Origin of the sequence: Collinsella aerofaciens (assembly GCF_027679495.1) — a bacterium.
Lineage (GTDB): Bacteria > Actinomycetota > Coriobacteriia > Coriobacteriales > Coriobacteriaceae > Collinsella > Collinsella aerofaciens_AK.
The window spans coordinates 1-24,705 of the sequence record NZ_JAQEKC010000029.1; the positions used below are offsets into that span (position 1 = coordinate 1).

Consider the following 24,705-nt stretch of genomic DNA (forward strand, 5'->3'; position numbering starts at 1 on the left):
GATTGCAAGCGGTCGGCGGGGCCATTGTGGCTCTTGACAGCGGATTGGGTCATATGAGCAAAAACCATACGAGCGCGTATGTTGCAATTAAGGCGGCAACAAAGCCGCTCGCTACGGCGCGCTGGGAAAACACGGTGCATGCAACCGCAATCAGCACCGGAACCTCGCAGGCAGAAAGCGCCAGTACGCCATGCAGGAACCCCGTGCGACGATCGTGCGCCATGGCGCCGGCGGCAATACCCGCCATGCCCGGCAGCGCCAGCGCGAGCGCGGCAACGATACCCGGCAGCGTACCGGACCACGAAATGTACCCCACGGCAACCGTCGCACGAGCACCAGACGCCAGCAGTGCCGCCGACACCACCACAACGGCCCATACGAGGCCGCAGGCAGACGCAGCGCCGATCATCGCAGCGCGACGGACCACGCGGCCGGACGCGTCCATGGGACAGGGCGTGAGCGGCTCGCCGCGAAGCGAGCGACCGACGTTTTGCGCGTAGTGGTCGCAAAACGTCGTAAGCGCCGCCTCCACCGCGGCGGGCTCGGGACGATCGCCCTGATTACACGACAGGCAGGCCATCACCACATCGAACAGCTGAGCGTCGACAAACGCCAGCGCATCGCGCAGATCCTCGGAATTTGGATCGAGCCCCAGCTGCTGAGCCTGTTCGGCCGCGGCAAGTGCCACATCGGGCTCGCGTCGCAGCAGTTGCGTCAAGTCGCAGCCGGGCGCGTGGGCGCCGACGGGATAATCGGGCAGCGTATCCATCTTGAGACGATAAGGGCTGGCGATATCGCGCGTCTTTTTGCGCGAGCCCGAAGTACCCGACGTGCCCGGCGCTACTTCGTACGGCGCGACACCGGCGATGAGCTCATAGACCGTGCTCGCCGCGGCATACACGTCGATTGCCGGCGACATGCGCAAAACGCGCAGGTCGGCAATATCGTCGGTGAGCATCTCGGGCGGAGCGTAGGCAACCGTCGCGCGACGCAACGTGGCGTAGCGCTCTGTAAAGGACTCCCTGCCGCCGGTTCCCGCCACCGCAGAGGCGGGCTCGAGCGCCAGCGACGAGCCAAAATCGATGAGGCACAAATCGAACGTGCCTTCGGCAAGCTGTCGGTCGAGCGGCAGGCGCGCCGTGCGCACCATAATATTGGCCGGCGAGATGTCGCGATGGACGAACCCCTCCCCCACCAAGCTCATGCGGCAGAGCAGATCGAACAGGTCGCGACCCAGGCGCGCCGCCACGAGCGGCGACAGACGCCCGGCATCGTCCACGGCAAGGCGCGGGCGCAGGCGAGCGAGCGTCTCGCCCTCGACCCACTCCATGACAATCGCGGGCACGCCGTCGACCTCGCCCCACCCGTACAAGCGGGGAAAGCCCTTAAGGCCCGAAAGGGCACGATGGCATTCATATTCCTCGCGAAACGCCGCCTTGAACTTGGTGACCAGCGCCTCGTGGGCGACATCGTCATCAAATTCGTCGCGCGTTGGCAAGATGAGCTGCTTGAGCGCCACGGCCTCGCCCTGCGCGTTGACGGCACGCGTCACACGGCCGATACCACCACGGCGCATGGTGGCGTCATCGGCAAATAGCATCGTAAAACGGCGAAGGTAGGCGGGAAGCTCGTCCGTGCCCAGGGCGACGGCCGGCTCAAACCCGTCGACGCGCGCCAGGCGCAGGCCCACCATGGGATCACGGTTGAGCGACTGGGCTGCCGCAGAAGCGAGATCGTTCGTCATAGGGCGATCGCCGCCAGGCTATTGTTGAAGTTGTTAAGCGCAATGTCATCATCGCCGTAATGCCCCACCCATTGGCACAGGTTGGTGTAGCAGCCCCATAGGTTGGCGTACTGCCGATACCACTTTGAGTGGGGAGAAAACGTTTGCCGGCCAAACTCGGCACGGATGACAAACATATCGTTGGCCAGGTTATCGCACGGCCCGGTATCGCCTGTTGCGTTATAGGTCGAGACCGCGCTATTGGCGCGGGCGACATAGTCATTGAGCATGTTGTATTTGGTCACGAGCCAATTGTGGATTCTCTCCTCCTCGGCAGCCGAGAGACCACCCGAGTCCGTGTCGCCGCCGGCACCGCCGTCCGTCGAGCCGCCACTCGAAGATCCACCGCCAGCGGCGGAACCCGAACCGGAACCGCCGTCCGAGCCCGCCGAACCGGTGCCAGAACCGGACCCGTCCGAGCCGCCGGGCTTACCCGTCTGCTGCGTGTCCTGCTCCTTCTGCTGCTCCGCCTTGTTAACGACAGAAGCCACGCTGTTATTGGAAAGCTTCGTAATGACCTTGGTGCTGGTGAGCACGATGGTCTTGCCGTTTGCCAGCGTGATCTCGTTGGACGCCCGCTCGCCCTCGTCCGCGGGATCGACGCCAAACACGGTGCGCCCGACCACGCTCGCCCACGCATATCCAGTTGTCGTTCCCAAGTCGCTTTTGGCCTTGCGCCCAATATGCAGCTCGCGCGCAGCATGCGCCTGTACCATGGACGGCACCGTCATGCCATAAGCCGAAACACCGGCTATGACCAGTACGAGCGAGCAAGACAGCAGCACATACGCCCGAGGCGCCAGGCCCAGCCGGCGCCGCATGCGCACCGCGGCGCCATGCTTTGTCTGAGTGCCCCCGGGCCGCATGCGTTCTCCTCCAACAAAAACACGCCGCTTAAAAGCGGCGCATTCTTTCATATCCACATTTGAGTGTATCAGCGAACCAAAAAGGTTGCGCAACGAATGGGCAAATACGAGGTGCAAGTGGACCCATCCACGCGATAAGCGGATGAAAAGCAGGTTTGTTGCACAACAAATGCATGAACGCGTGCCCAATTATGAGCGCCCCGTGCGGCAGGCCGACGGGACATGCCGCGGAGCTGACGCCGCCTAGATCGCGCGACGGGCCTCGATAGCACGGCCGAGCGTGAGCTCGTCGGCATACTCCAGGTCGCCTCCCACGGGCAGCCCGCTCGCCAGACGCGACACCTCGACGCCCAGTGGCTTGATGGTGCGAGCAAGGTAGCTCGCCGTGGTCTCGCCCTCGATATTGGGGTTGGTGGCGATAATGACCTCGTGGATATCCTCGTGGCCCAAGCGCGCCAGCAACTCGCGGATGTGCAGCTGCTCGGGACCGATCTTGTCCATGGGGCTGATCACGCCGCCCAGCACGTGGTAGAGGCCGTGGTAGCTGCCCGTGCGCTCAATCGCCTGGACATCGCGCGGCTCACCCACCACGCAGATGCGGGTGGTGTCGCGCATCGAGTCTTGGCAAATGGAGCACTCGTCAGCGGTGGCGTAATTAAAGCAGCGGCTGCAAAAATGCACTTCCTGCTTAACCTCCAGAATGGCCTCGGCCAGGCGGCGGGCCTCCTCGGCATCGGCCTCGAGCAGGTAGTAGGCGATGCGCTGGGCCGACTTGGGGCCAATGCCCGGCAGGCGGCCCAACTCATCGAGCAGTTTTTGCAGGCTATGGTTGGCACTCATATATATGCGTGTCTTAGAACGGCATGCCCGGGATGTTGAGGCCGCCGGTGATGGCGCCCATCTGCTTGTTGGCGAGCTCGTTGACGCCGCGGACGGCCTCGTTGACGGCAGCCATGATCATGTCCTGCAGCATATCGACGTCCTCGGGATCGAGCGCATCAGGGTCGATGGTGAGGTTGACGAGCTCCATCTCGCCGTTAACGGTCACCTTGACCATGCCGCCGCCGGCAGAGGCATCGACGGTCTGGGACTTGAGGTTTTCCTGCGCGGCGGCAAGCTGCTCCTGCATCTTGCGGGCCTGCTTCATCATCTGCTGCATGTTCATACCGGCCATGATGGCTCCTTTACGTGCGGCCGCGCGACGAGCTGCAAAGGCAGCCGGGACGCGGCGGGGCTTTCAAACTCAAAAATCGTACCACGGCACGAGGTCAGCGAGCGGGGCGGACACGCTACCTCAGTCGATATACATGCCCTGGAGTGCAAGCCGCGCCCAAAGATTATGCAAAGTTGAATAATTCGCATCTGCATAAATGTCTCAAATTAAATCTAGCAGGGCCGGAACCCGGCATTTTCTGCATCCAGCTAGATAGCAAAATGCTAAACCGCCGCTCGAGGTGGCGCTCATGACGGCATGGTAAAATTTGATTGTCAAAGATCGCAATTTGGAGGTGCCCCATGAATGTCCCCGACGCGCTCCAAAACATCCGCTCAAAACACCCCGTTGCATATGTGGTTCTCTATCTCTTTGTCGGCTGGGCATTGCTGGTTGTCATCACCCATGCCATAGCCTTTGGAGCAGAACTGCTGATAGCCAGCTCGGACCAGCCCGTCGTCAAATGGGAAGCGGCCGATGAGTGCACCGACGGAACCCGAACCATTTACTACAACAGCCCGTCCCTCTACCAAGAGTTCAAGGTCAAGATAAAGGACTCCAAGATTGTCGATGCCGAACTGGGCTCTTTATTTACAATCGGAGCAACCGTCAACGCCGAGCAAGTCGAGTACACGGACAGCCATGCGACATATCGTATCGACCTCAGCATCCTAGGCCGACCGTCACGCGCCTGTCTGCTCGAATGCGATATACGCGGCACCACACTACACATGTCCGAAATACAGATGCGCCCGGACAAAGAGAGCTCTTCTTGAGCAGCGTACCCGCCCGCACAGTTACTCCACCGGTTTGAAGATGGTGGCCTGTCCAAAGACGTTGCGGATGAGGGCCTTGGCCTCATCCTCGGTCTGCGGGATGCTCGGGGCTGCGCCCTGGTGGCCGAAGGGGCTGCCGGCGCCGGGGTTGGACTCCCAAGGGGCAGCGGGGGCGTCATCGCTTGTGGGAGCGGACGTCGCAGCTGCGGGAGCCGCGGCTGAAGCGGCAGGGCTGGGCGCAGGCACCGCGGCAGGCACGTCGAACGGAGGAAGATCCTCCCCGCTCGTATCGCCGGCGAAGCCGCCGACCATGGCGTCGTCGTAGGGCACCTGCTCGGATTCCCACGACGCAGCCTGCGCAGACGGCTGAGTCTTGGAAGCGGACGCGCGCTCGGGCGCTCGGGGCGCGGGTTCGGTCGGGAGCTTACCCGTAGCGGGGGCGCCGGCGGGGTTGTCGGAGCGCAGCCAGGGGGCCTTGGCCAGGTCGGATGACTCGGGCGCAGGCGCGGCAGCGGGCTTGGGCGCGGGGACCGGAGCAGCCGGTTTGGGCGCAGCGGGTTCAGGCGCCGACGGGGTCGGTGCCGCTACCGGTGCCGCTTTTGGCTGCATCGCGCTGGCGTTCGAGGATGCAGGGGCCGCCGAGGACACGGGTTGCGGGTCCGCAGATGCCGCAGCCCGTGCAGATGGAGAATGCTCCTCATGTTGAGGAGCCGGCGTGCCACCCCCATCCAAGACATAGTCGACGGTGCGACGACCGAAAACCGCACTGACTGTCGGCAAAAACACCGCCTGTGTATCAGCACGCCCGAGCATCTTGATAGCAAATTCCGTAGGGAACGACACCGTAAGCTTAGAGCCGTCGTCCGCCGTGGCGCGGGCGTTAAGCAGAAGAGCCGCGTAGGAGGCTTGCTGAGCTTTGACGCGCTCGACGACCTCGGCCCATTTGCGCTGGAGCTCGCCGGCATCCTCAACCGCGGGGGTCTCGGCGGCGCCGGCGGCAGCAACCTGGGCGGCGTTGTTGAGCTGGGGCTTAGGTGCCGGAGCGGCGGCAGGCGCGGGAGCCGCAACGGGCTGAGACATCGGAGCCGATGTAGGCTGAGATGTCAGCGCGGCAGGCTTGGGGGTCGGCGCGGGCGCAGGCTGGGTCGCCGGAGCGGCAGTGCCTCGGTCCCAGGGCATGCCGCCCTGGCGCGCAGACGCAGCGGCGGGCACGGCAGGTGTTGTCGGAGCGGTAGCTCGGGCACCCGAGATCAGTGTCGGCTGTTGCATCGCCGCAGGTACAGCCGAGACAGTTTCAGGCGCAGCACCTGCAGCAGCCACGCTCGCCGGCACCGCGGCGTTGGCAACCATGGCCTCCAAGCGTGCCACGCGCTCGGCCAGGGCCTCAATGGTCAGATCGGCCTCGGGACGTGCCAGGCGCGTGCAGGCGATCTCGAGCACCAGGCGCACGTCGCTCGCGCCCCTCATCTCCAGCGCGGCATCGTCAAGCACCGTCAGCACGCGGGCCAGACGGTCGGCCGAATGCTCGCCAAAGGCGGCGGCCTCGGCAGCAAGCGCCTCGGCCTGCTCGACCCCGCCCTCAAACAGCTCGGCACGGGCACCGGCAACGCAGGCCACATACACGTCGCGCACGTGCGCCACCAGGTCGCGCGTCAGCTCAAGCAGGTCATTGCCCTCCTCGACCTGCGCGCGAATGAGCCCATAGAGCTCAGCAATATCACGCTCGGCGATGGCGCGGGCAAACTCGCCCAGGATCTGGTCCGAAACCTCGCCCAAAAGTGAGCGGGCATCGTCCGCGTGCACGGCTCCGTTGCCAAAAACGCTCAGCTGCTCCAGCGTGGAGAGCGCGTCGCGCATGCCGCCCTTGGCATGGCGCGCCACGATGGCGAGCGCCTCGTCGTCGTAATCGAAGCCCTCCTGCTCGCACACGTAGGACAGGCGATGCTCGATATCCTCGTTGCCGATGCGGTGGAAATCGAAGCGCTGGCAGCGCGAGAGGATGGTCTCCAGAATCTTTTGCGGATCGGTGGTGCACAGCACAAAGATCACGTGTGCCGGCGGCTCCTCGAGCGTCTTGAGCAGCGCGTTGAACGCCGCCGTCGTGAGCATGTGAACCTCGTCGATGATATAGATCTTGTACTTGCCGCGCACCGGGGCAAAGTTGACGGAGTTGATGATCTCCTCGCGCACATTGTCCACGCCCGTGCGGCTTGCGGCATCGAGCTCGTAGACATCGGGGTGGTTGCCCTCGGCGATGAGCTCGCACTCCTCACAGGTGCCGTCGGGCATGCAGCCGCTTGCACCCTCGGCGCGCGCCGCCTCGGCGTTGCGACACAGTAGCGCCTTGGCCAGAATGCGCGCCATGGTGGTCTTGCCCGTGCCGCGCGGTCCGCAGAACAGGTACGCGTGGGACAGACGCCCCTCGGTGATGGCGTGCTCGAGCGTCGAGACGATATGCTGCTGGCCCACCACGGAGTCGAAGGTGAGCGGGCGATACTTTCGGTACAACGATTCCATGGGTGCTCCCCCGGGTATACTGAGTCTTGTTGCCGCGACGGCCATGCGGTCGCACGGCATACTTCACTCATAATAACCCGTACGGCGAGCCCGCCGCGATAGGAGTCCAAAGAGCATGGCAGACGCAGAGAGCAACCTCGTCCCCTCCGAAGCAGCCGACCAGGTCGAGGTCGCGCTCGAGGAGCAGGCCGCAGCCGACGACGGCATCCTGTACCTCAACGAGTATCAGTACGAAAACGACCTGGTCACCGACTTCGCCCGCCTGGTCGCCTCACCCAGGCGTCGCGGCTCGCTGTATGTCGCCGCGGCAATTGCCGCGCTCATCGGCATCGGCATGCTGGTGGCCGGCGGCAGCTGGATCAAGTTCGGCGTCGTGCTGATCGTGTTCGGCGCCTTTTTGGCCTGGTGGAGCAAAAACCTGCACCACACCCTCGCCCGCGACTTTATCGACGCCGTCGAGGCCGACGAGTCCATGGGTGGCCGCTATCGCCGCGTCGCCGCCAACGAGGACGGTCTGATGGTTTGGGGCAAGAGCGGCAAGTCGCAGTTCTTCCCGTTTGAGAAGCTCGACCACGTACTCGACGGCGAGCGCATCTTTGTGGCCATGTTCGCCGACCAGGGCGTGACCATCCCTAAGGACACCTTTATCCGCGGCGATGCCGAGCAGTTTGGTCCCTTCCTTAAGGCGCGCATCAGCAAAAAGCTCCGCATCGAGACCAAGAAGAAGAAAATGAAGGCCGAGAAGGCCGCAGCCGAAGCTAAGCAGGGCGACAAGGCCGACAAGCCCCAGGACAACAAGGGCAAGCGGCGCAAGCAGAAGAAGAGCAAGAAGAAGCGCTAGGGCCGAGCGCCACTGCGAAGGGAATCTCATCCCGCTTCAGCGTAGGATGAGGCTCCCCCAACAGGGCCTTCGAGCTATTTAACTTCAAACCTGAAGAGCCTTCGCTCCGGCAGATCGGTCATCTTCATCGTATAGGTCCCGGGAAACGCTTTCTCAAAACGGACGGTCTCGTAACCTTCGAAATAGTCGTTGGTGTTTTGCATCATGAATGGGACGAGTAACTCGTTCTCCGCCCCAACCTGTACAGCAAACGCAGCAGAACCGCCCAGCACCGGCATTGCCTGCGTTATCAGATCGGTATTGACCACAAAGTCATAGTTTGGCGCAGACTCCGGCACCAAATGCCAAACATACGCTTTAATTCCGCCTTCGACATTGTCCTTATTCCTGACACGCATCTTTACGGCGATAACACACGTGATGTCGGCGTCCTTCAATTTCGTTTTCGTATCTACGATGCCATATTTTGAATAATCATCATGCGCACGCTTGAGATACTCGCGCGGCGTGAGCAGCTCTGCCCCGTCTATGCAAAACGAATACCCGTCAGTCGCCACATCCTTCGACCCCAGAAACGCCCCATCCATCGAGAGCCATTCGCCCTCCGCGTAATATTTTTCAGGAATGACTGTCCGGTTCCCGTTAACGACGCTCACCCTCATGCCCGCAAGGCCGGTAACAGCACAGCCAAAAAGCGCGAGCATCGACCTTCTCGTCAACAGGGCCTTCTTCATCGCGCTCACGACCTTTCCCGAACTTTCACAACGGCACCGTCGCGCATGCAGTAAACACGATCGGCTAGCTCCTCGAGCACCTCTCCGTCATGGCTAGACAGAAGAACCTCGCGACCCGTTGATGCCGCCATCGCCACAACGCGCTTGAGCATTTCCACGCCCGCTTCGTCGAGGGCATTCGTTGGCTCATCGAGAACAAGCAGCTTCGGCTTTTCCATAATTGCCGCAGCTATTCCCAGACGCTGCTTCATCCCAAGCGAGTATGCTCGAAACTTCTTTTTTTCGTCTGCATCGAGCCCCACGAGCCGCAGGGCAGAGCGAATGTCCTCGGGGGTGGCAACGCCATTGATTTGAGCTATGAGCTCCAGATTGTCGTAACCAGACAGATATCCTAAAAAGGAAGGCGCCTCTATCAACATCCCCAGACTCGGCGGAAACGAGATATCCGCCCCAAGTCTTTGGCCATCGATAATAATCTCGCCCTCGGTGGGTCTAATCAATCCGCAGACCGCTCGCATGAGCATGGTCTTACCCGAACCGTTTATCCCCTGAAGCCCGACCACAGTCCCAGGGTCAACCTCGATAGACACGTTGCGCAGGACATCGTTTTTGCCCATGCGCTTCGATACGTCCCTAACGATCACACTCATATCTTGTCCCTCTTTTCGATAAGGTCGGCCCTTCGAAACCACAGTCCACCCAACGATAGGCATAACGACATAATCACAATTGAAAACAAGCCACTCGAGCCCGTCGCAATTCCTTCTTTGACGATTCCACCCCAGCGCAACAGCATCAAGGCATTTCCCAGTAGCGCCCAATGCCGCGCATATGCCGAACAGATCAGGTAGCTCATTACAACCGCAAATGAAACTGACGGCCCAAGCACAAACCCAACCGTTGCCTGCACAAACGCAAGCGCCTCAAAAGCAAGAAAGAGACCTGCGAAAAACGGCAGTGCACCTGCTTCGCTCGCCTTGAGAAACCACGGCGCCAAATTAGCCAGCTGAAGCGACTCGCCATGGATGACCGCGCTGAACGAGGCACTCACCATCAAGCTCCAAATCACAACAGAGCAAACCACCACGAGCAGCGAAAATGCTGTTATCGCCGCCACTGAGATAAAACGCGAGACCCACCAAAGGGTTCTCGCCCGGCATCGGACAAGCGTTTGCAAACCAAACCCGTGCAACGATTCGGCGGGATAATCGAGTGTTGTATAGAGAATAAGCAGAATGAGAAATAGCCATCCTAGCGGAGGCACAAACATGACCCCGGGCCTAGGCTCAAACGGAGCAGATCCGGCAAACACGAGCGCAAGATTGTCCGCAAACCCCAAGGCATCCGTCCTGACCCCATACACAGAAGACAAACCGTAGGCGTACACCAGGTTCGCAACGGTCACTGCCGCAATCGCAATAAAGGTAATGATGTTCTTCTTCAAAACGGTCCTCAGGTCCGCGGCGACCAGCCTAAACAGCATCAGACCATCTCCCGCCTTTTCCACGCCCCAGAAAAAGCCAACGAAGCAAGGGTCAATAATATGATTTCCGCAAAACCGGCTCGAATGTCTGGCCAGTTATTCAGCGATTCCGACCTGATGCTGTTGAAGATATTGCAGTTAAACCCCACACAAGCCATTACGCCGAAGATCCAGCCATTTGCAAAATGCCACGCAACCATTAGCAGATACGGGACAATTATCGCTTTGATTCTGCTACGAAACAAAATTGAGAAGCCAGTTACAGCCATGGATAAAGTCCCGAGCGTGACCGCATCGAACAGCGTGTATGCAAGCACATATAACAAAGGATGTGAATAAAATAGACCGGAGAAATAGCTATGTAGGTAAAGCCCTACGTAGGTCGACTCATCGACCCGAGGAAGATACGCAGGAAAAAGCATCGAGACAATCAGGAAATTGACGAGCAGAGGAATGGCAGTCACTGTAAACGCGGAGAGGAAAGCAGACAGCACCTTTACGTTCACGTATGCCTTTCTGGAAACGCGCGTGCATATCTGCATGTCATAACCACTCAAACGCTCAAAGAGGCACGACCAAGATCCGGCCAACATTGCAAGCAGGGGCAGTGCATAGAAAAACACCGACGCAGACAGTGGCGCGTTCGCGCTCACAACAATCCAGTTACCGAAGCTGCTTTCACGTGTTTGACCGAGATAGTTTTTGGCTTGCATGCCAACGCCGTAACCAAAAGAAAGAAGGTTGTGACGTTCTTTTTCCAAATTTGCCCACGGCTCCAGCGCAGCAGCTATTGCAACTGCGACTGCAATCAAGAGAGCAAAGATAAAAGCTGGGCGTCTTATCGTTTTCGACAGCTCATATCTTACGAGCCTTTGGTTCATACGTCCTCCTCCCCCTTCCGACCCAGAAAGCCGGAAGGGAGCCAATTCAAACAACTATGCGGGAAGCTTGCGGAAATGCCCGACGCAGTCGGGGCTCCATACACCAATAACAGTGCCGTAGCCAGACTCCGCCCATGCAGTCAGTCGCGCCGCAGATCGCCCGTTCTCACGGACGAGGTTATACATTTCCCACTGTCCCTTGTGATTCGAACGATACGTTCCCTGAGTACAATTCATGCTGCCGCTACCGCTTGTGTTATACGCACCGTCTGTATATAACCGAAGCGGATTTCCCGTATAACCTTGGATATCCAGATAGAGCGATGAGGAATCATCCTTTTGACGGTAGCCAGTTGCACTCGTCCCGGCACATTGAAAACTAAATGCCCTATCGGCATTGTTCGTACAGGTCGTAATTCCCGTATCGGCGTTTTGAGTAATGCTAGAAACCTGAGAGGTGTCAAACTCCTCTTGCGCGAACGATGCAGCGGGAACCCCTAGGGACAGACCCGCAGCAATCGCCAACCCGACTCCGATTCGAGTAATAGCGCTCCTTGGCTTAATCATGGCCTTCTCCAATCAAAAGCGGCTAACAATGCGTCGACGCACAGCAACCTTTGCATGAATGGAGAAAGATGTCTGTAAACACTCGCTATTGAGTTGATAATCCAGGCGTTTACACGTTATCTACCTGCGATAACAATGAAATAAGCTCTGCTTTGTTCTTGATCTTCAACTGGCGATAGGACGCGGATCGCAGCGCTTGCACCGTAGATGCAGCGTAACCGACATCCTGCGCAATGGTCTTTGTCGTTGTGCCCTCTGCCGTCATCAACAATATTCGGGCCTGAACATCGGACAGGGCGCGCGACGTAAGCAGAGCCAGCCGGCGCACGTGAGCTGCTTCGGTGGACCCGTTCGCACGGTACTTCAAGACGGCCTTCTCGTCCTCAACCGAGCGTACGAGCACGATGTGCGTAACGAGCATGGGCACAGACCAGCAAACAATCACCGTTGCCACGACGACATTGACGGCCGAACTTTGCCCCAGCAACGACGCAAGGAACAGAGGCTCGAAAACCGTCAGATCCTGCACCATGTTGAGCAAGACAACCCAGACAGGAGCCGCCGCCCCAAAGCAAAGCATCCATATCCCAAGCATTTTGCGCTGCGGACAGCTACGCAGCACTATGTATGTGAGCAACATCCCCGTCAGCACCGCGAACCCATGGATTCGCCCCCTAGTGGCCGCATGGATTAAAGTAGCCGCACCTATTGACACCAACGGCACGATAGCCCGGACACGGGCATGCACCTTAAACGGACGCAGCCCAACAGCGAGCGAGACCGTAGATGCCACGCCGCACAGCAGGACCGGCGCAGCCATCAACGGATCGCATATACACCTCCATGCCGCGATATAGACAAAAGACCATTCCACGGCAGACAGCACCGCCCATACGCACGGGCTTCCGAGCCCAATCGCCCCATCCGTTCTAGTCAGCGCAACTTCACGATTCAGTTTTTCACCCGCGTAGTGCAGCGACAGAAGCAGTCCGAGACCCAATGCATAGCTTGCGAGAGAAAAGGCGACTGCCCGCGAAACACCGGATCCCCAATCGCTATCCGCCATTACCAAGGGGCCCGCCGCAAGGAGGATAAAAAATGTTGTGAGCAGGTATCGAAACAGCCGGCGCGTCCGAACTGATGTCAACATATCACCAGCATGCCGCTGCAGCAGACCAGGCCCTGTAGCATCACCCTCACCCGCAAACAATGCCACGAGCTCGCGTGAGCCCGCAACCGATGCCTTCCCGTATGCTCGGTGAAGCGTTGTTCGCACCGTCGATGGCTTCGTACCCGTCTCCCTGGCAATTTCCGCCGGCGTTTTCCCTTTGAGCAGCAGTCGAACAAACTGCTCTTCTCGAGGCGACAGGGCAGGGGAAAACACCCCCGCATCGAATGGGTCGGACGTGCGAGGGGTATCCGAATTGTTGTCCCGTTTCTCCCTTAGCAATGTGCATACGAAGGCGGCAACAGCAATAGCGGACCCCATCGACAGTGATGCAATGACTGCGGCATCGCTTGCAAAGTATGCCACCTCGACAGCCGGAACAAGGCCAATGGGAACTGCTACAAGCACAGAACGGGCAAACACGTCGCCCTGCCCCCGACCAAAGGCGCGGGGACAGCAAAGCAGCGGGACCGCAGCCAATACGAGATAGACCAGCGGAATTAAAAGCACGAGGCCAATTGATGCGGCCGTTACAGAGGGCATCCCCCATGGCTCGGGAACGACTCTCCATGAAATTCGACAGCAAAACAGCAGGCAAGACAGGACAACTATTGTTTCTGCAAAAAGCGTGCTCTGCGATCGGCGGGTCCCCCTTTCGCCGTCCCGCGCCGCCCCCCGTATCAAAGGAGAGCCCGCCGTATCCCAAATTACATATGAGAGGAGCAACGACCCAGTGAAGCACAAGGCACACGAAACACGATGCAACAACCAGATTGGTGCAAACACGATTGGAATAGAATCTCCGCGAGCATAGAAGGCCAAGTCGACCCATTCGGGAACCACCGCAATAGCAGCAAGGAAAACACCGAAGACGCCAAGGCGACCCGGCCGTCTTATTTCTCTCCCCTTGCGGAGCGCAACACCATGACCAAACGCCGCGAGGCATGCGCCAAGGATAACGAGCCAGGTCATTGCACCTGATGCCAAGCCGATTGAAGATGAAAACCGGTGATAAGGGGTAACCGCCATTACGACGAGCGCAATGGCGAAAGCAGATGTGGCAGAACAGCGGGAAAAGAGCATATGACCTCCATAGCGTGTCATTATATCGCTCGGGCTGCTCGTTTATCTCCACGCCCACACCAGCCAGCATCAACGATTCAGGCGAACTCCAATCCGAGCCAGATCACGGTTCAGCTTTTGTCCGCAGTCCCCGCATCAAAGCGGGATGCGGTTTCCTTTTGAGCGTCGATCTGGAAACTGTATCCCGTTCTGAGTCAATATTCTGGGACGCAGTTTCCGCAGCACACCCCATTCGGAAAGCGTGTCCCAGTATTTGGCCGCAAACTGGGGCGCGCTTTCCGGATGGGTCGAGACGAAGGCCAAGCCAGACAGGCAGCCTCGCATCCCGCCATCCTCGCCATCCGCCTGAGCGTGCTACACTAGCAGCATCTATGCCACCGCGAACAGCTCGGCTCCGCGCCCGCCGCTCGCAAACGAACTTTAAACGCACGAGGGTTGGCCATGCCGCTTTTCTCGCAACATACCGCCCGGTTCTCGCCGGACGTTCCTTTGGAGGGCACCAGCTCTCGCGAGCTGCTCAAGCGGTACCAGCCGCTCGAGACACTTGCGACCGGCGGTTTTGGCTCCATCGAGATCTGCCGCGACACGCACCTGCGCCGCCGCGTCGCCATTAAACGCATCCCCCTTATCAACGGTGCCGGCATGCCCGCCAGCGACATCATGGATGTCCTGCGCGAGGCGCACACCGCCGCCATGCTTCAACATCCCAATATCGTGCAGGTTATCGACTTTACGCACGACACAGCCTATGCCTACCTGGTTATGGAATATGTCGATGGCATGTCGCTGGCCGAGTTTTTGCACCGCGTGGACGGCCACTCACTTACCTTTGACGAGGCCGCAGCCATTGCCGATGCCCTGGGCCAGGCGCTCACCTTCGCCCATAGTAATGGCGTACTCCACCTGGACATTAAGCCCGCCAACGTGCTCATCGACCACTCGGGCAATGTAAAGCTCACCGACTTTGGCATGGCGCGACTGTCGTCCGCCGGTGGCTTTGGCGGCTCGCGAGGCGGCACCATCGGCTACATGCCGCCCGAGCAGCTCGATATCGAGACCGGCACGGTCGATGAGCGCGCCGATGTCTTTGCCCTCGCCTGTGTGATCTACGAGAGCCTGTGCGGCAGCGCCCCCTTTATGGCGGCTACGCCCGCCGACTCGCTCGACCGCATCATCGGCGGCGCCACCTATCCCAGCGAGCTGATACCACACTTTCCCCCGGGAGCCGAGGCTGCGCTCATGAGCGCGCTCTCCCCCATGCCGCAGGACCGCCCCAACAGCATCGAGGCATTTTGCGACCAGCTCCTTGCCGGTCTGGGCAGCGTGCGCGAAGGCCGTCGCAGCCTGGAGCAAATGGTTGGCGAACTTTCGGATGACGAGCAGGAGCTCGACGATATCGAGCCGTCGCACTACGAGGACGACGCCATCGAGGTCGACCCCGCACTTGGCTGGGCGGGCACGCGCTGGAGCCATGCGCGCGACTACACCATGCGCACTATCTCGGCGCTAACGTGCGGCACCTTTAGCTTTTTGCTGATGCAAACGGCCGGGGTCGCGGCGCTTCCCGGCCTGGTCATTGCGGCTATCGCGATCGGAGCGGCGGCTGGCCTGGCCCCCCAGATTGGCTCGGCCATCTCGGCTGTGGGCTTTTTGGTGCTCATGGCCAACGCCACCATGCAGGCGCAGGGTATCCTGTCGATGTTGCCCGTCGCGGTGATCTTTGCCGCCGCCATGTCCGGTTGGTGGATCGCCTGGGGTCGCACCGAGGCTGCCGCGAGCGCCGCGCTCACCTGTGCACTCGCGCTTGGCTGTCTGACCGGCAATACCTTCCTGGCAGCTGGGGTCGCCGCCGGCGTCGCGTCATTTTGGCTCGGCCCGGCAAGCGCCGCCGCGGCAACGGGCATGGGCGCGCTTTTTGCCCGTCTGGCCACGGTCGCGCTTTCAGCCGGAGGCGTGCTGGGGCTCGGTAACGTTGCCGCAGCGCTGGGAGACCCGCTCCTTTGGGCTGCCTTTGTGCTGGTCGCGGCAACTGCCGCGGCGTCATCTGCGCTGCTCAATGCCCATGCCAAGCATGCCGATCAGGGCTCAAACCTTGCCGCAATCGCCGCCATCATTGCCACCGGCATCGGCTGCTCAGCGGCGTCCTGTCTTGCACACCATATGGAAATTGCCAGCCTTGCAGCCGCGGTCGTCGCCAAGGCGGCGGTTGCGGGAACCCTATCCTCTATAATCGTTGGGATATGCCTATATTTGCTCGGATACCAAAGAACCTATACGGAGAGTGATCTTTCGTGAACTTCCTGAACATCTTCGAGGACCACGTGGCCGGCATCTTCGGTGCCACCCGTGCCCCGTTCTCCTTTAAGAAGCTTGCTAAGCAGGCCGCTCGCGACATGGAGGATCAGACTCTGGTGATTAACGGCGTCAACACGGCGCCGGCACTCTATACCATCCTTATCGCCGCCGACGACGATCCCATGCTCGCCCCGTTCTACCCCGAGCTTTCGCGCGAGGTCCGCGAGTTTGTGAAGGCGCAGGCCGAAAAGCGCCGCTATGTCTTTGTCGGCGAGCCCCTCGTGCGCTTTATGATCGATCCGCAGCTGCGCGCCGGCAAGTTCTCGGTCTTTGCCGAGAACGTCGATGCCCCCACGCTCGGCCGCCTGTACGAAGAAGAGCGCGCCTATCAAAACGGCCTGGGCCAGAACAACTCCGCGGCAAGCCGTGCCGCCAGCGCCCCGCGCGCCGGCCAGCAGCAGTTTGCCGCCCCGCAACAGCAGCGCCCCGCCGCCATGCCCCAGCAGCAGCCGACGCCTCGCGCCGCCGCTCCCGACCCGCTTGCCGTGGCAGACCCCTTCGCGCCTAGCGTCCCCGACCCCGCCGCAGCACCCATCCCGGTGCCGCAGACCGTCTCGCGCGACGCGCTTGCCGGCATGGGCGGAGCCGCCGCGACCGGTGCCGCCGTGGGCCTAGGCGCCGCAGCCGGCATCGCCTCCAACATGGCGAGCACTCGCGCCCCGCAGCGCCCGCTCGCCCAGCTCGTCGACGTCGTGAGCGGCGAGAGCCATAGCATCACCTCCGCACAGGTGACCATCGGTCGCGAGCGCTCAGTTTCCGACATTGCCCTGCGCGACCCCAACGTGTCGCGCCGCCACGCCCAGCTCACCTTTACGGGCTCGGATTGGTCGATCGAGGACCTCAATTCCACCAACGGCACGCTCGTCAACAACCGCCGCATTACGCGCTGCCCGCTGCGCAACGGCGATCTGCTGACGTTTGGCCTGAGTACCTTTGAATTTAGGGGATAGTCGCTTATGAACATCGATATCGTCCTTTTTGCAGGCCGCATCGTCTTGGTCGCCCTGCTCTATATCTTCCTGTTCGCCGTCATGAAGACCGGCGTGGGACTTGTGCGCGGGCAGCGCCGCGACTCGGCTATCTGGACGATTGATGTGGACAAGGGCCCGCGCGGTATCCGCGGCATCCACGTAGACATGCTCGGCCCCGTCATCGTCGGTCGCTCGCCATCTTCGGACATCTGCATCAACGAACCGTTCGTCTCGGCCTCGCATGCGCGCTTTTCGCTGCAGGGCCCGGCGCTCATCATCGAGGACCTCAACTCGCTTAACGGCACGCTCGTCAACGGCCGCCAGCTCGTGGAGCCCGCGACGCTGCGCGAGGGCGACGAAGTCCAGATTGGCGACGTGGTCATGAAGGTGAACCGTCGATGATCGACGAGGAGAACAAGTCCGCAACTATGACCGAGGCGCCGGCTGCCGCCGCAGCTGCGCCGGCCCACGCCGCTCCGGCGGACTCCACACCCGTGGAGCCCGAGGACACCGTGTTCTCCCTGCCTCTTTCGCATGTAACGCATGATATTTCGGATCTCGCCGATAACGAGGACGAAGAGGATGCCGCGGCAGCGCCCATCGGCGCACATGCTGCGGAACAGCCCGCAGCGCCCGAAGCAACCCCGGCGCCGGCTCACTTTGCAGAGCCCGTCGCCGCGGCAATCAACGAGAGCGCTGCGGTGTTTGCGGCACCCGAGCCCGCCGCGCCGGCGTTTCCCATGGCCCCGGCATCCGAGGTTGCGCCCGCGTCTACGCCGGCGCTCGAGCCTATAGACGTCAGCCCGCAAGACGACGAGTCGACCGCCCGCGTGTCCGAGGAGCCCGACTCCCCGGACACCGGTGATTCCGAATCAAATGCCGTGACCGACACCGTCTCTCCCGGTGACACCGCCGAAATCGACGTTGCCGCCGTTGAGGCCAAGCTCAAAGACCCCGGCTCGACCATGAGCTTTGAGCCCCTGACCGAGGAGCGCATCGAGACCGACTCGACCTATGATGCCGGCACCACCACGCAACTTATGTGGGGCGCCCGCTCCGACGTTGGCTGCGTGCGCCCGCACAATGAGGATTCCTACCTGGTGCAGTCGCCGCTCTTTTGCGTATGCGACGGCATGGGTGGTCACGCTGCCGGCGAGGTAGCCTCTTCCATCGCCGTCGAGACTATTGCCAAGACGGCCCCACAGTCCGCCGACGCAGCACGCCTGGCCGCAGCCGTCGAGGCAGCCAACGCCGCCGTAATCGAGGCGGCCCTGAACGGCCTGGGCAAGCCCGGCATGGGCTGCACAGCCACCTGCGCCTACATCGAAAACGACACGCTCGCCATCGCCCACGTGGGCGACTCTCGCGCCTATCTGCTCCACGAGGGCACGCTCATCCGCGTGACCCGCGACCACTCCTACGTGGAGGAGCTCGTGGACGCCGGCGAGATCACGGCAGACGAGGCTCGCGTCCACCCCAACCGTTCGGTCATCACCCGCGCGCTGGGCTCGGACCCCGCTATGTATGCCGACCACTTCACTCTGCATATCGAGGAAGGCGACCGTCTGATCCTGTGCTCCGACGGCCTTTCGAGCATGATTCCCGATAGCGATATCGAGAACATCGCCACGCAGTCCTCAACCGCGCAAATCTGCGTCGACAACCTAGTGGACGCGGCGCTTGCCGCCGGCGGCCACGACAACGTGACCGTAGTAGTCGTTGACCTGGTTGACGATGGCGTTATGCGCGAGGCGCAGCGCGTGCGTCGCCGCAACATTACTATCGCCGCCATCCTGGCCCTCGTCTTTGTGCTGGCAGCTGGCATCTGGGCCTACACGGGTGTCACCGGCTCGTACTACCTGGGTACCTACCAGGGCAATGTCGCCGTCTGGCGCGGCCTGCCCGGCAAGCCGCTCGGACTCAAGCTCCACTGGCTCGAAAGCGAAACCAGCATCAAGCTATCCGACCTGCCCGAAGACACGCAAAACCGCCTCAAGGCGGGTATTCCGCAAACAAGTGTCGACGATGCGCAGGACACGATATCCAAGTACCGCCACCAGATCGACGAGGAGCAGACCCGCCAGGTGATCGACGCGCAAACGATTCGCGACAACACCAATCAGGGATCGACCTCCGAATCAGATTCCGAGAAAACCGCCGAACAGTCCGCCGAGGCCGAAGCCTCCGATAAGAATTAGAAAGGGAGTGCCGCTTATGAGTCGCCGCAACACCGAGCTGCTCTTGCTCATCGCCTCGGCGTTCCCCGTCATCCTGCTGTATGCGATGTACGTCCTCACCGCGGGCGCTGCCATCTCCTTTGAGACGCTCGCCGTACCGATCGGCCTCTTTGCCGCCTTTGCCGCGGCCCACATTGCCGTGCGCATCTTGGCGCCCGGTGCCGACCCCGCCATCCTGCCCATTGTCTTTGTGCTTTCGGGCATCGGCATCACGTTCGTGACGCGTCTCGCCCCCGCTCTCGCCATCTCACAGCTCATCATCCTGTTTGTCTCGGTGGCCCTGATGGTGGGAACGCTCGCACTGGTCAAAAACCTCGACGTGGTCATGCGCTACAAGTACACCTTTGGCATTATCGGCATCATCCTGCTGATGCTGCCCATCTTTATCGGCACCACGATCTCGGGCTCCAAGCTCTGGATTCGCATCGCGGGCTTTACCATCCAGCCCGGCGAGTTCGCCAAGGTCTTTATCGTGCTGTTCCTGGCCGGGTACCTGGCCGAGAACCGCGAGCTGCTCTCCATCTCCAACCGCAAGATCCTGGGCTTTAAGATCCCTCGCCTGCGACTGCTGCTGCCGCTGTTTGCCGTGTGGGGTGTGTGCCTGCTCGTCGTCGTCTTCGAACGCGATCTTGGTTCGGCCGTGCTGTTCTACACCATCTTCTTGCTGATGCTCTACGTTGCCACGGGGCGCTTTTCGTATGTCGTTATCGGCCTTGCGCTCTTAGCCGTCGGAGCCGTGGGCGCCTACAAGTTCCTATCGCACGTTCAGGTGCGTTTCCAGGTTTGGGTCGATCCGTTTAAGGACGCCCAGGGCCAGGGCTACCAGATCGTACAGTCACTTTACTCGCTGGCTGACGGTGGCCTGGTTGGCGTCGGCATCGGCAACGGCATGGCAAACAACATCCCCGTCGTCGAGTCCGACTTTATCTTCTCGGCCATCGGCGAGGAAATGGGCCTTTTGGGCGGCGGCGCCGTGCTCATCCTGTTTATGCTTTTTGCCGTGCGTGGCCTCACCACGGCCGCCCGCGCCAAGTCCGACCTTGCCGCCTTTAGCGCGACCGGCCTTACGGCGGCCATCAGCTTCCAGGCATTCTTAATCGTTGGCGGCGTAACCCGCCTGATCCCGCTGACTGGCGTCACCCTGCCCTTTATGAGCCAGGGCGGCTCCTCGCTGCTGGCGAGCTTTATCATCGTCGCGCTACTGCTGCGCGCCGGCGACGAGGCAACCGGACGCGAAGCCGAGCTCACCGGCACCGGCACCATGGCCGCCATCACCGATGACCAGGTCGCATCCGCCGTCGCCCCGACCGGTACGCGTTTTGCCAGCGCACCTTCCTACAGCCACGGCAACCACTCCGCGGGCTCTCGCATGCGTCGTCGCCTGCTCGACACGCCAGAGTCCGGCGTGCTCGGCCGCGTGGCACTTGCCAACCGTCTGACTCGTGCCGTGTTTGCTTTCACGGCGCTGTTCGCCATCCTTATCGGCAACCTCACCTATGTCCAGGTCATCAAGGCGAAGGACTATCAGGACATGCCGACCAACAACCACACCATCGCCCGCTCCAAGTACATCCAGCGTGGCTCCATCATCACGTCCGACGGCGTGACGCTAGCCGAGTCGTTGCAGCAGGAGGACGGCACCTACGCCCGTTCCTACCCCAACGGCAACATGGCCGCGCACGTGGTGGGCTACGTGAGCCAGCAATACGGCACCGCCGGCATCGAGAGCGTCATGAACGATACGCTCACCGGCTCCAAGGATTACTCCAGCTGGAACAACGCCATCGCGTCGCTCGCGGGGCAGACCCAGCCGGGCAATACCGCCAAGCTCACCATCGACTCGCGCATCCAGACGGCTGCCGAGCAGGCGCTCAAGGGCTTTAAGGGCGCTGTGGTGGTCATGGATCCGCGCACCGGTGCGGTCCTTGCGTGCGCGAGCTCGCCCACCTACGACAACACCAACATCGATGCGCTGCTCCAGTCGGGCGGCGGCGAGGACGGCTCCATGTACGACCGCGCCATGGACGCGCTCTACACCCCGGGCTCGACCTTTAAGGTCGTCACACTCTCCGCGGCGCTCGAGACCGGCACCGCCAGCCTTACCAGCACGTACCAGGCGCCCGGCTCCATGGATATTGGCAACGCGCCGGTCACCAACGATGCCAACGAGAGCTACGGCACCATCAGCCTGCAGCAGGCCTTCGCCGTGTCGTCCAACGTCGTCTTTGGCCAGGTGGCAAACGAGGTCGGCGCCAGCTCGCTCGTCCAGTTTGCCAACGCCTTTGGCTACGGTCAAAAGCTCGGCCAGGATCTGACCACCGCGGCTTCCATCATGGCCGACCCGTCGCTTATGACCGAGTGGGAGACCGCTTGGGCAGGCGCCGGACAGCCCGTCGGCATGGACCACACGCCTGGCCCGCAGACCACCGTTATGCAGAATTGCGTGATCGCTGCGGCTATCGCCAACAGCGGCGTGGTCATGGACCCGTTCTTTGTGTCCCAGATACTCGCCCCGGACGGAACCGTGGTTAAGACCACGCAGTCCCGCTCGCTGGGCCAGGCTGTCAGCTCTGCCACGGCCGACCAGGTCAAGCAGGCCATGCTCGCCGTCGTCCAGTCCGGTACCGGCACCGATGCCCAGATTCCGGGCGTCAAGGTTGCCGGCAAGACCGGTTCGGCCGAGACCGGCGGCACCAACGTCAACTCTATGTTTGTTGGCTTTGCACCTTACGATTCACCCACGGTTGCCATCTCGGTGGCCCTGGAGGATTACGACAAACACGACGTCGAGGCGGCCAAGATCGCCGGCATCGTCCTGACCGCGGCGCTCGCCGCACAGGGAGCGTGATGCCCGTGATCAAAGCGGATACTTGGGACGCGCCGCGGCCGATGAGCTAGCGACAACGCGCCACACGGCCCCAGCGGCCATACATTTGGTACTACACACATCGTTGAGCGAATAGTTATGTTAGGAGCAGGAATGGAACAGAGGGTCCTCGGGGGAAGATACCTCCTCAAGGATAAGGTGGGAACGGGCGGTATGGCGACCGTCTTCCGTGCACAGGATCAGGTCCTCGACCGCACGGTTGCCGTCAAGATCATGCTGCCGCAGTATGCCGGCGACGCCACCTTCGCCGCCCGCTTTAAGCAGGAGGCCCAGGCAGCGGCCGGCCTGTCCTCCCCCTATATCGTGGGCGTCTACGACTGGGGCAAGGATGGCGACACCTATTACATCGTCATGGAGTACCTGCGCGGTACCGACCTTAAGAGCGGCATCAAGAGCCACGGCGCCCTCGATCCCAAGAAGGTCGCGCAGATCGGCTCGCAGATCAGCTCCGCGCTTTCGGTCGCACACAAGCACGAGATTATCCACCGCGACATTAAGCCGCAAAACATCATGGTGCTGCCCGACGGCAATATCAAGGTCATGGATTTTGGCATCGCACGCGCCAAGAACAGCCACCTCACGCAGGATAACAACGTGCTGGGCACCGCCCACTATGTAAGCCCCGAACAGACCCGCGGCCAGGACCTCGGCCCCACCTCGGATATCTACTCGCTGGGTGTCGTCATGTACGAGTGCGCCACCGGCCGCGTACCCTTTGACGGCGACGACGCCATCTCGGTCGCACTCAAGCAGGTCAACGAGTTGCCTATTCCGCCGAGCCAGATCAACTCCGGTGTCGACGCCGACCTTGAGCGCATCATCCTCAAGTGCATGGAGAAGGACCCGGCAAACCGCTTCCAGACCGCCGACGAGCTGCGTCAGGTGCTCAACAGCTACCTGTCGGGCCGTGCCGTCAACGTCTCGGAGCCCACGCGCATCATCGGCGCCCCCGGTGAGCTGGGCGCTACCAAGACCCGTGAGCTGTCTGACTCCACGCGCGCTATGGTTCGCCCCGTATCGGGCGTAAGCGGACAGACCAACCCCCGCAGCGCCGTCTCGGGTTCCACCGGTTCCTACGAGGTCGATCAGCCCAAGTCCAACAAGAACAAGATTATCGCCGCCGTGGTGGCAGCGGTTGCCGTCATCGGCATCGTGGTGGCCTTTGCCACAGGACTCTTTGGCGGCGAGCAGGTCACCGTTCCCGATGTACTGGGCAAGGACCAGCAGAGTGCCGTCGAGCTGATCAAGGAAGCCGGCCTCGAGGTCGGCACCATCGACCAAAGCTACAACGACGATGTCGACGAGGGCAAGGTCGCCGAGCAGACACCCAACGGCAACACCAAGAAGACCAAGGGCACCAAGGTGAACCTGGTAATCTCCAAGGGCCCCAAGCCCTCCGAAAAGGTTGAGGTTCCCAAACTTGTCGGCCTGACCAAGGACCAAGCAGAAGCCGCACTGGCAAGCGTTGGCCTGAAGGGCAACGCCTCCGAGGAGGCCAACGAAGCTGATGAGGGCCAGGTCTTTGAGCAGGGCACCGAAGCCGGTAAGGAAGTCGCGAAGGGCACGACCATCTCGTACAAGGTCTCGAGCGGCCCGGATACCACGTCCGTCCCCGACCTGACCGACATGACCGAGGCCCAGGCGCGCAACGCCCTCGATATGGCAGGCTTTGGCGTCGACGTGAGCTACCAGGAGAACGACTCGGTTACCGAGGGCACCGTGATCAGCTGGAACCCCAGCGGCAAGCAGAAGCCCGGCGCCACGATTACCGTCGTCATTGCCAAGAAGTCCGGCAAGGCCACCGTCCCGGGCAACCTGTACGGCAAGAGCATCTCCGCCGCCGTTACCGCGCTCAACAACGCCGGTTTCTATAACATTGGCTTCTGTGACCAGAACGGCAATCCCGTAAGCGATAACGAGGATGCCACCGTTACGGGCGTCTCCCCCACTGGCAAGCAGTCCACCGACAGCACGATTACGCTGACGGTCGCACTTTCTGGTTCGGGCTCGGGCTCGGGCACGGGCGACGATTCCGGTACGACCAACTAGTCGCCACCCCACCGCTTATCGCGGCTTTCGCCGCAAACATATTCGCTCACAGGCGCCCGCTTGCTCCCCCAGCAAGCGGGCGCTTCGTTTTTGACATGGCATTGAACCAGAAGAGCCCGGCACCGTAGCGGTACCGGGCTCGACAAATCTCTGGTGCTCCGGGCGGATTCGACCCCCCCCGCGGGGAAATTGGTGACGCGGGTGTCGACGGTTCGAATCCGCCGGCAGCTCCCACAAATCAGAACCACCCTTAAAAAGGGTGGTTTGCTCTTAGGGTATAACCCACGGGCCCCG

General features: G+C 61.3%; 18 protein-coding genes. 8 read left to right on the forward strand and 10 right to left on the reverse strand.

Annotated elements, in window-relative coordinates; genetic code table 11:
- Nucleotides 1–49 precede the first annotated feature (49 nt).
- The 4 genes from PGW49_RS09090 to PGW49_RS09105 form a co-directional block, all read right to left on the reverse strand.
- A complete protein-coding gene (locus PGW49_RS09090) occupies nt 50–1,744 on the reverse strand; it encodes a serine/threonine protein kinase (protein ID WP_270226304.1) in 1,695 nt (564 codons plus the stop codon).
- Nucleotides 1,741–2,649, reverse strand: a complete 909-nt coding sequence (locus PGW49_RS09095; protein ID WP_270226305.1) for a hypothetical protein — start codon at nt 2,647–2,649, stop codon at nt 1,741–1,743. Before PGW49_RS09095 ends, PGW49_RS09090 begins: the two co-directional genes overlap by 4 nt.
- 243 nt (nt 2,650–2,892) lie before the next feature.
- Complete coding sequence (gene recR / locus PGW49_RS09100; protein ID WP_099432550.1) at nt 2,893–3,489, reverse strand: recombination mediator RecR; 597 nt, start codon at nt 3,487–3,489, stop codon at nt 2,893–2,895.
- Nucleotides 3,490–3,502: 13 nt separating this feature from the next.
- Nucleotides 3,503–3,823, reverse strand: a complete 321-nt coding sequence (locus PGW49_RS09105) for a YbaB/EbfC family nucleoid-associated protein (protein ID WP_006235174.1) — start codon at nt 3,821–3,823, stop codon at nt 3,503–3,505.
- Nucleotides 3,824–4,164: 341 nt separating this feature from the next.
- On the opposite strand from PGW49_RS09105, the gene PGW49_RS09110 reads away from it, so the two are divergent.
- Nucleotides 4,165–4,638 (forward strand): hypothetical protein, encoded by a 474-nt coding sequence (locus PGW49_RS09110; protein ID WP_260699897.1) that lies wholly within the window; start codon nt 4,165–4,167, stop codon nt 4,636–4,638.
- A 21-nt stretch (nt 4,639–4,659) separates the two neighbouring features.
- Here the strand turns inward: PGW49_RS09110 and dnaX are convergent, their stop codons facing one another.
- Nucleotides 4,660–7,155 (reverse strand): DNA polymerase III subunit gamma/tau, encoded by a 2,496-nt coding sequence (gene dnaX / locus PGW49_RS09115; RefSeq protein ID WP_270226307.1) that lies wholly within the window; start codon nt 7,153–7,155, stop codon nt 4,660–4,662.
- A gap of 115 nt (nt 7,156–7,270) precedes the next feature.
- On the opposite strand from dnaX, the gene PGW49_RS09120 reads away from it, so the two are divergent.
- Complete coding sequence (locus PGW49_RS09120; protein WP_270226309.1) at nt 7,271–7,996, forward strand: hypothetical protein; 726 nt, start codon at nt 7,271–7,273, stop codon at nt 7,994–7,996.
- A 74-nt stretch (nt 7,997–8,070) separates the two neighbouring features.
- Here PGW49_RS09120 and PGW49_RS09125 read toward each other — a convergent pair whose 3' ends face one another.
- From PGW49_RS09125 to PGW49_RS09145, 5 genes are all read right to left on the reverse strand, one after another.
- Entirely contained in the window at nt 8,071–8,739 is a 669-nt protein-coding gene (locus tag PGW49_RS09125) for a hypothetical protein (RefSeq protein ID WP_373205084.1), read from the reverse strand.
- On the reverse strand, nt 8,736–9,347 hold the full coding sequence (locus PGW49_RS09130; RefSeq protein ID WP_270226310.1) for an ATP-binding cassette domain-containing protein: 612 nt from the start codon (nt 9,345–9,347) through the stop codon (nt 8,736–8,738). Before PGW49_RS09130 ends, PGW49_RS09125 begins: the two co-directional genes overlap by 4 nt.
- Nucleotides 9,348–9,376: 29 nt before the next feature.
- Nucleotides 9,377–10,174 carry a hypothetical protein gene (locus PGW49_RS09135; RefSeq protein ID WP_147356338.1) on the reverse strand — a complete coding sequence of 266 codons (798 nt, stop codon included), beginning with the start codon at nt 10,172–10,174 and terminating at the stop codon, nt 9,377–9,379.
- A gap of 38 nt (nt 10,175–10,212) precedes the next feature.
- Nucleotides 10,213–11,094: a hypothetical protein gene (locus PGW49_RS09140; protein WP_118098139.1), complete on the reverse strand. Its 882-nt coding sequence runs from the start codon at nt 11,092–11,094 to the stop codon at nt 10,213–10,215.
- Nucleotides 11,095–11,770: 676 nt separating this feature from the next.
- A complete protein-coding gene (locus PGW49_RS09145) occupies nt 11,771–13,912 on the reverse strand; it encodes a helix-turn-helix transcriptional regulator (RefSeq protein ID WP_270226311.1) in 2,142 nt (713 codons plus the stop codon).
- A 441-nt stretch (nt 13,913–14,353) separates the two neighbouring features.
- Between PGW49_RS09145 and PGW49_RS09150 the strand changes: the two genes are divergently transcribed.
- From PGW49_RS09150 to pknB, 6 genes are all read left to right on the forward strand, one after another.
- Nucleotides 14,354–16,207 carry a serine/threonine-protein kinase gene (locus PGW49_RS09150; RefSeq protein ID WP_270226312.1) on the forward strand — a complete coding sequence of 618 codons (1,854 nt, stop codon included), beginning with the start codon at nt 14,354–14,356 and terminating at the stop codon, nt 16,205–16,207.
- The gene (locus PGW49_RS09155) at nt 16,204–17,217 is read left to right on the forward strand and encodes an FhaA domain-containing protein (RefSeq protein ID WP_035136732.1); all 1,014 of its coding nucleotides are present in this window, start codon (nt 16,204–16,206) and stop codon (nt 17,215–17,217) included. Before PGW49_RS09150 ends, PGW49_RS09155 begins: the two co-directional genes overlap by 4 nt.
- A 6-nt stretch (nt 17,218–17,223) precedes the next feature.
- On the forward strand, nt 17,224–17,640 hold the full coding sequence (locus PGW49_RS09160) for an FHA domain-containing protein (RefSeq protein WP_006235180.1): 417 nt from the start codon (nt 17,224–17,226) through the stop codon (nt 17,638–17,640).
- Nucleotides 17,637–19,436: a Stp1/IreP family PP2C-type Ser/Thr phosphatase gene (locus PGW49_RS09165; RefSeq protein ID WP_270226313.1), complete on the forward strand. Its 1,800-nt coding sequence runs from the start codon at nt 17,637–17,639 to the stop codon at nt 19,434–19,436. Before PGW49_RS09160 ends, PGW49_RS09165 begins: the two co-directional genes overlap by 4 nt.
- A gap of 16 nt (nt 19,437–19,452) precedes the next feature.
- Nucleotides 19,453–22,323, forward strand: a complete 2,871-nt coding sequence (locus PGW49_RS09170) for an FtsW/RodA/SpoVE family cell cycle protein (protein WP_270226314.1) — start codon at nt 19,453–19,455, stop codon at nt 22,321–22,323.
- Nucleotides 22,324–22,455: 132 nt separating this feature from the next.
- A complete protein-coding gene (pknB, locus tag PGW49_RS09175; protein WP_270226315.1) occupies nt 22,456–24,411 on the forward strand; it encodes a Stk1 family PASTA domain-containing Ser/Thr kinase in 1,956 nt (651 codons plus the stop codon).
- Nucleotides 24,412–24,705 lie beyond the last annotated feature (294 nt).

Bases quoted from the DNA above. Each gene is read 5' to 3' on its own strand.
- PGW49_RS09140 (WP_118098139.1), bottom strand. From the start codon at position 11,094: ATGAACCAAAGGCTCGTAAGATATGAGCTGTCGAAAACGATAAGACGC.
- PGW49_RS09105 (WP_006235174.1), bottom strand. From the start codon at position 3,823: ATGGCCGGTATGAACATGCAGCAGATGATGAAGCAGGCCCGCAAGATG.
- pknB (WP_270226315.1), top strand. From the start codon at position 22,456: ATGGAACAGAGGGTCCTCGGGGGAAGATACCTCCTCAAGGATAAGGTG.
- PGW49_RS09095 (WP_270226305.1), bottom strand. From the start codon at position 2,649: ATGCGGCCCGGGGGCACTCAGACAAAGCATGGCGCCGCGGTGCGCATG.
- dnaX (WP_270226307.1), bottom strand. From the start codon at position 7,155: ATGGAATCGTTGTACCGAAAGTATCGCCCGCTCACCTTCGACTCCGTG.
- PGW49_RS09090 (WP_270226304.1), bottom strand. From the start codon at position 1,744: ATGACGAACGATCTCGCTTCTGCGGCAGCCCAGTCGCTCAACCGTGAT.
- PGW49_RS09170 (WP_270226314.1), top strand. From the start codon at position 19,453: ATGAGTCGCCGCAACACCGAGCTGCTCTTGCTCATCGCCTCGGCGTTC.
- PGW49_RS09110 (WP_260699897.1), top strand. From the start codon at position 4,165: ATGAATGTCCCCGACGCGCTCCAAAACATCCGCTCAAAACACCCCGTT.
- PGW49_RS09165 (WP_270226313.1), top strand. From the start codon at position 17,637: ATGATCGACGAGGAGAACAAGTCCGCAACTATGACCGAGGCGCCGGCT.
- PGW49_RS09120 (WP_270226309.1), top strand. From the start codon at position 7,271: ATGGCAGACGCAGAGAGCAACCTCGTCCCCTCCGAAGCAGCCGACCAG.
- recR (WP_099432550.1), bottom strand. From the start codon at position 3,489: ATGAGTGCCAACCATAGCCTGCAAAAACTGCTCGATGAGTTGGGCCGC.
- PGW49_RS09150 (WP_270226312.1), top strand. From the start codon at position 14,354: ATGCCGCTTTTCTCGCAACATACCGCCCGGTTCTCGCCGGACGTTCCT.
- PGW49_RS09130 (WP_270226310.1), bottom strand. From the start codon at position 9,347: ATGGGCAAAAACGATGTCCTGCGCAACGTGTCTATCGAGGTTGACCCT.
- PGW49_RS09145 (WP_270226311.1), bottom strand. From the start codon at position 13,912: ATGCTCTTTTCCCGCTGTTCTGCCACATCTGCTTTCGCCATTGCGCTC.
- PGW49_RS09160 (WP_006235180.1), top strand. From the start codon at position 17,224: ATGAACATCGATATCGTCCTTTTTGCAGGCCGCATCGTCTTGGTCGCC.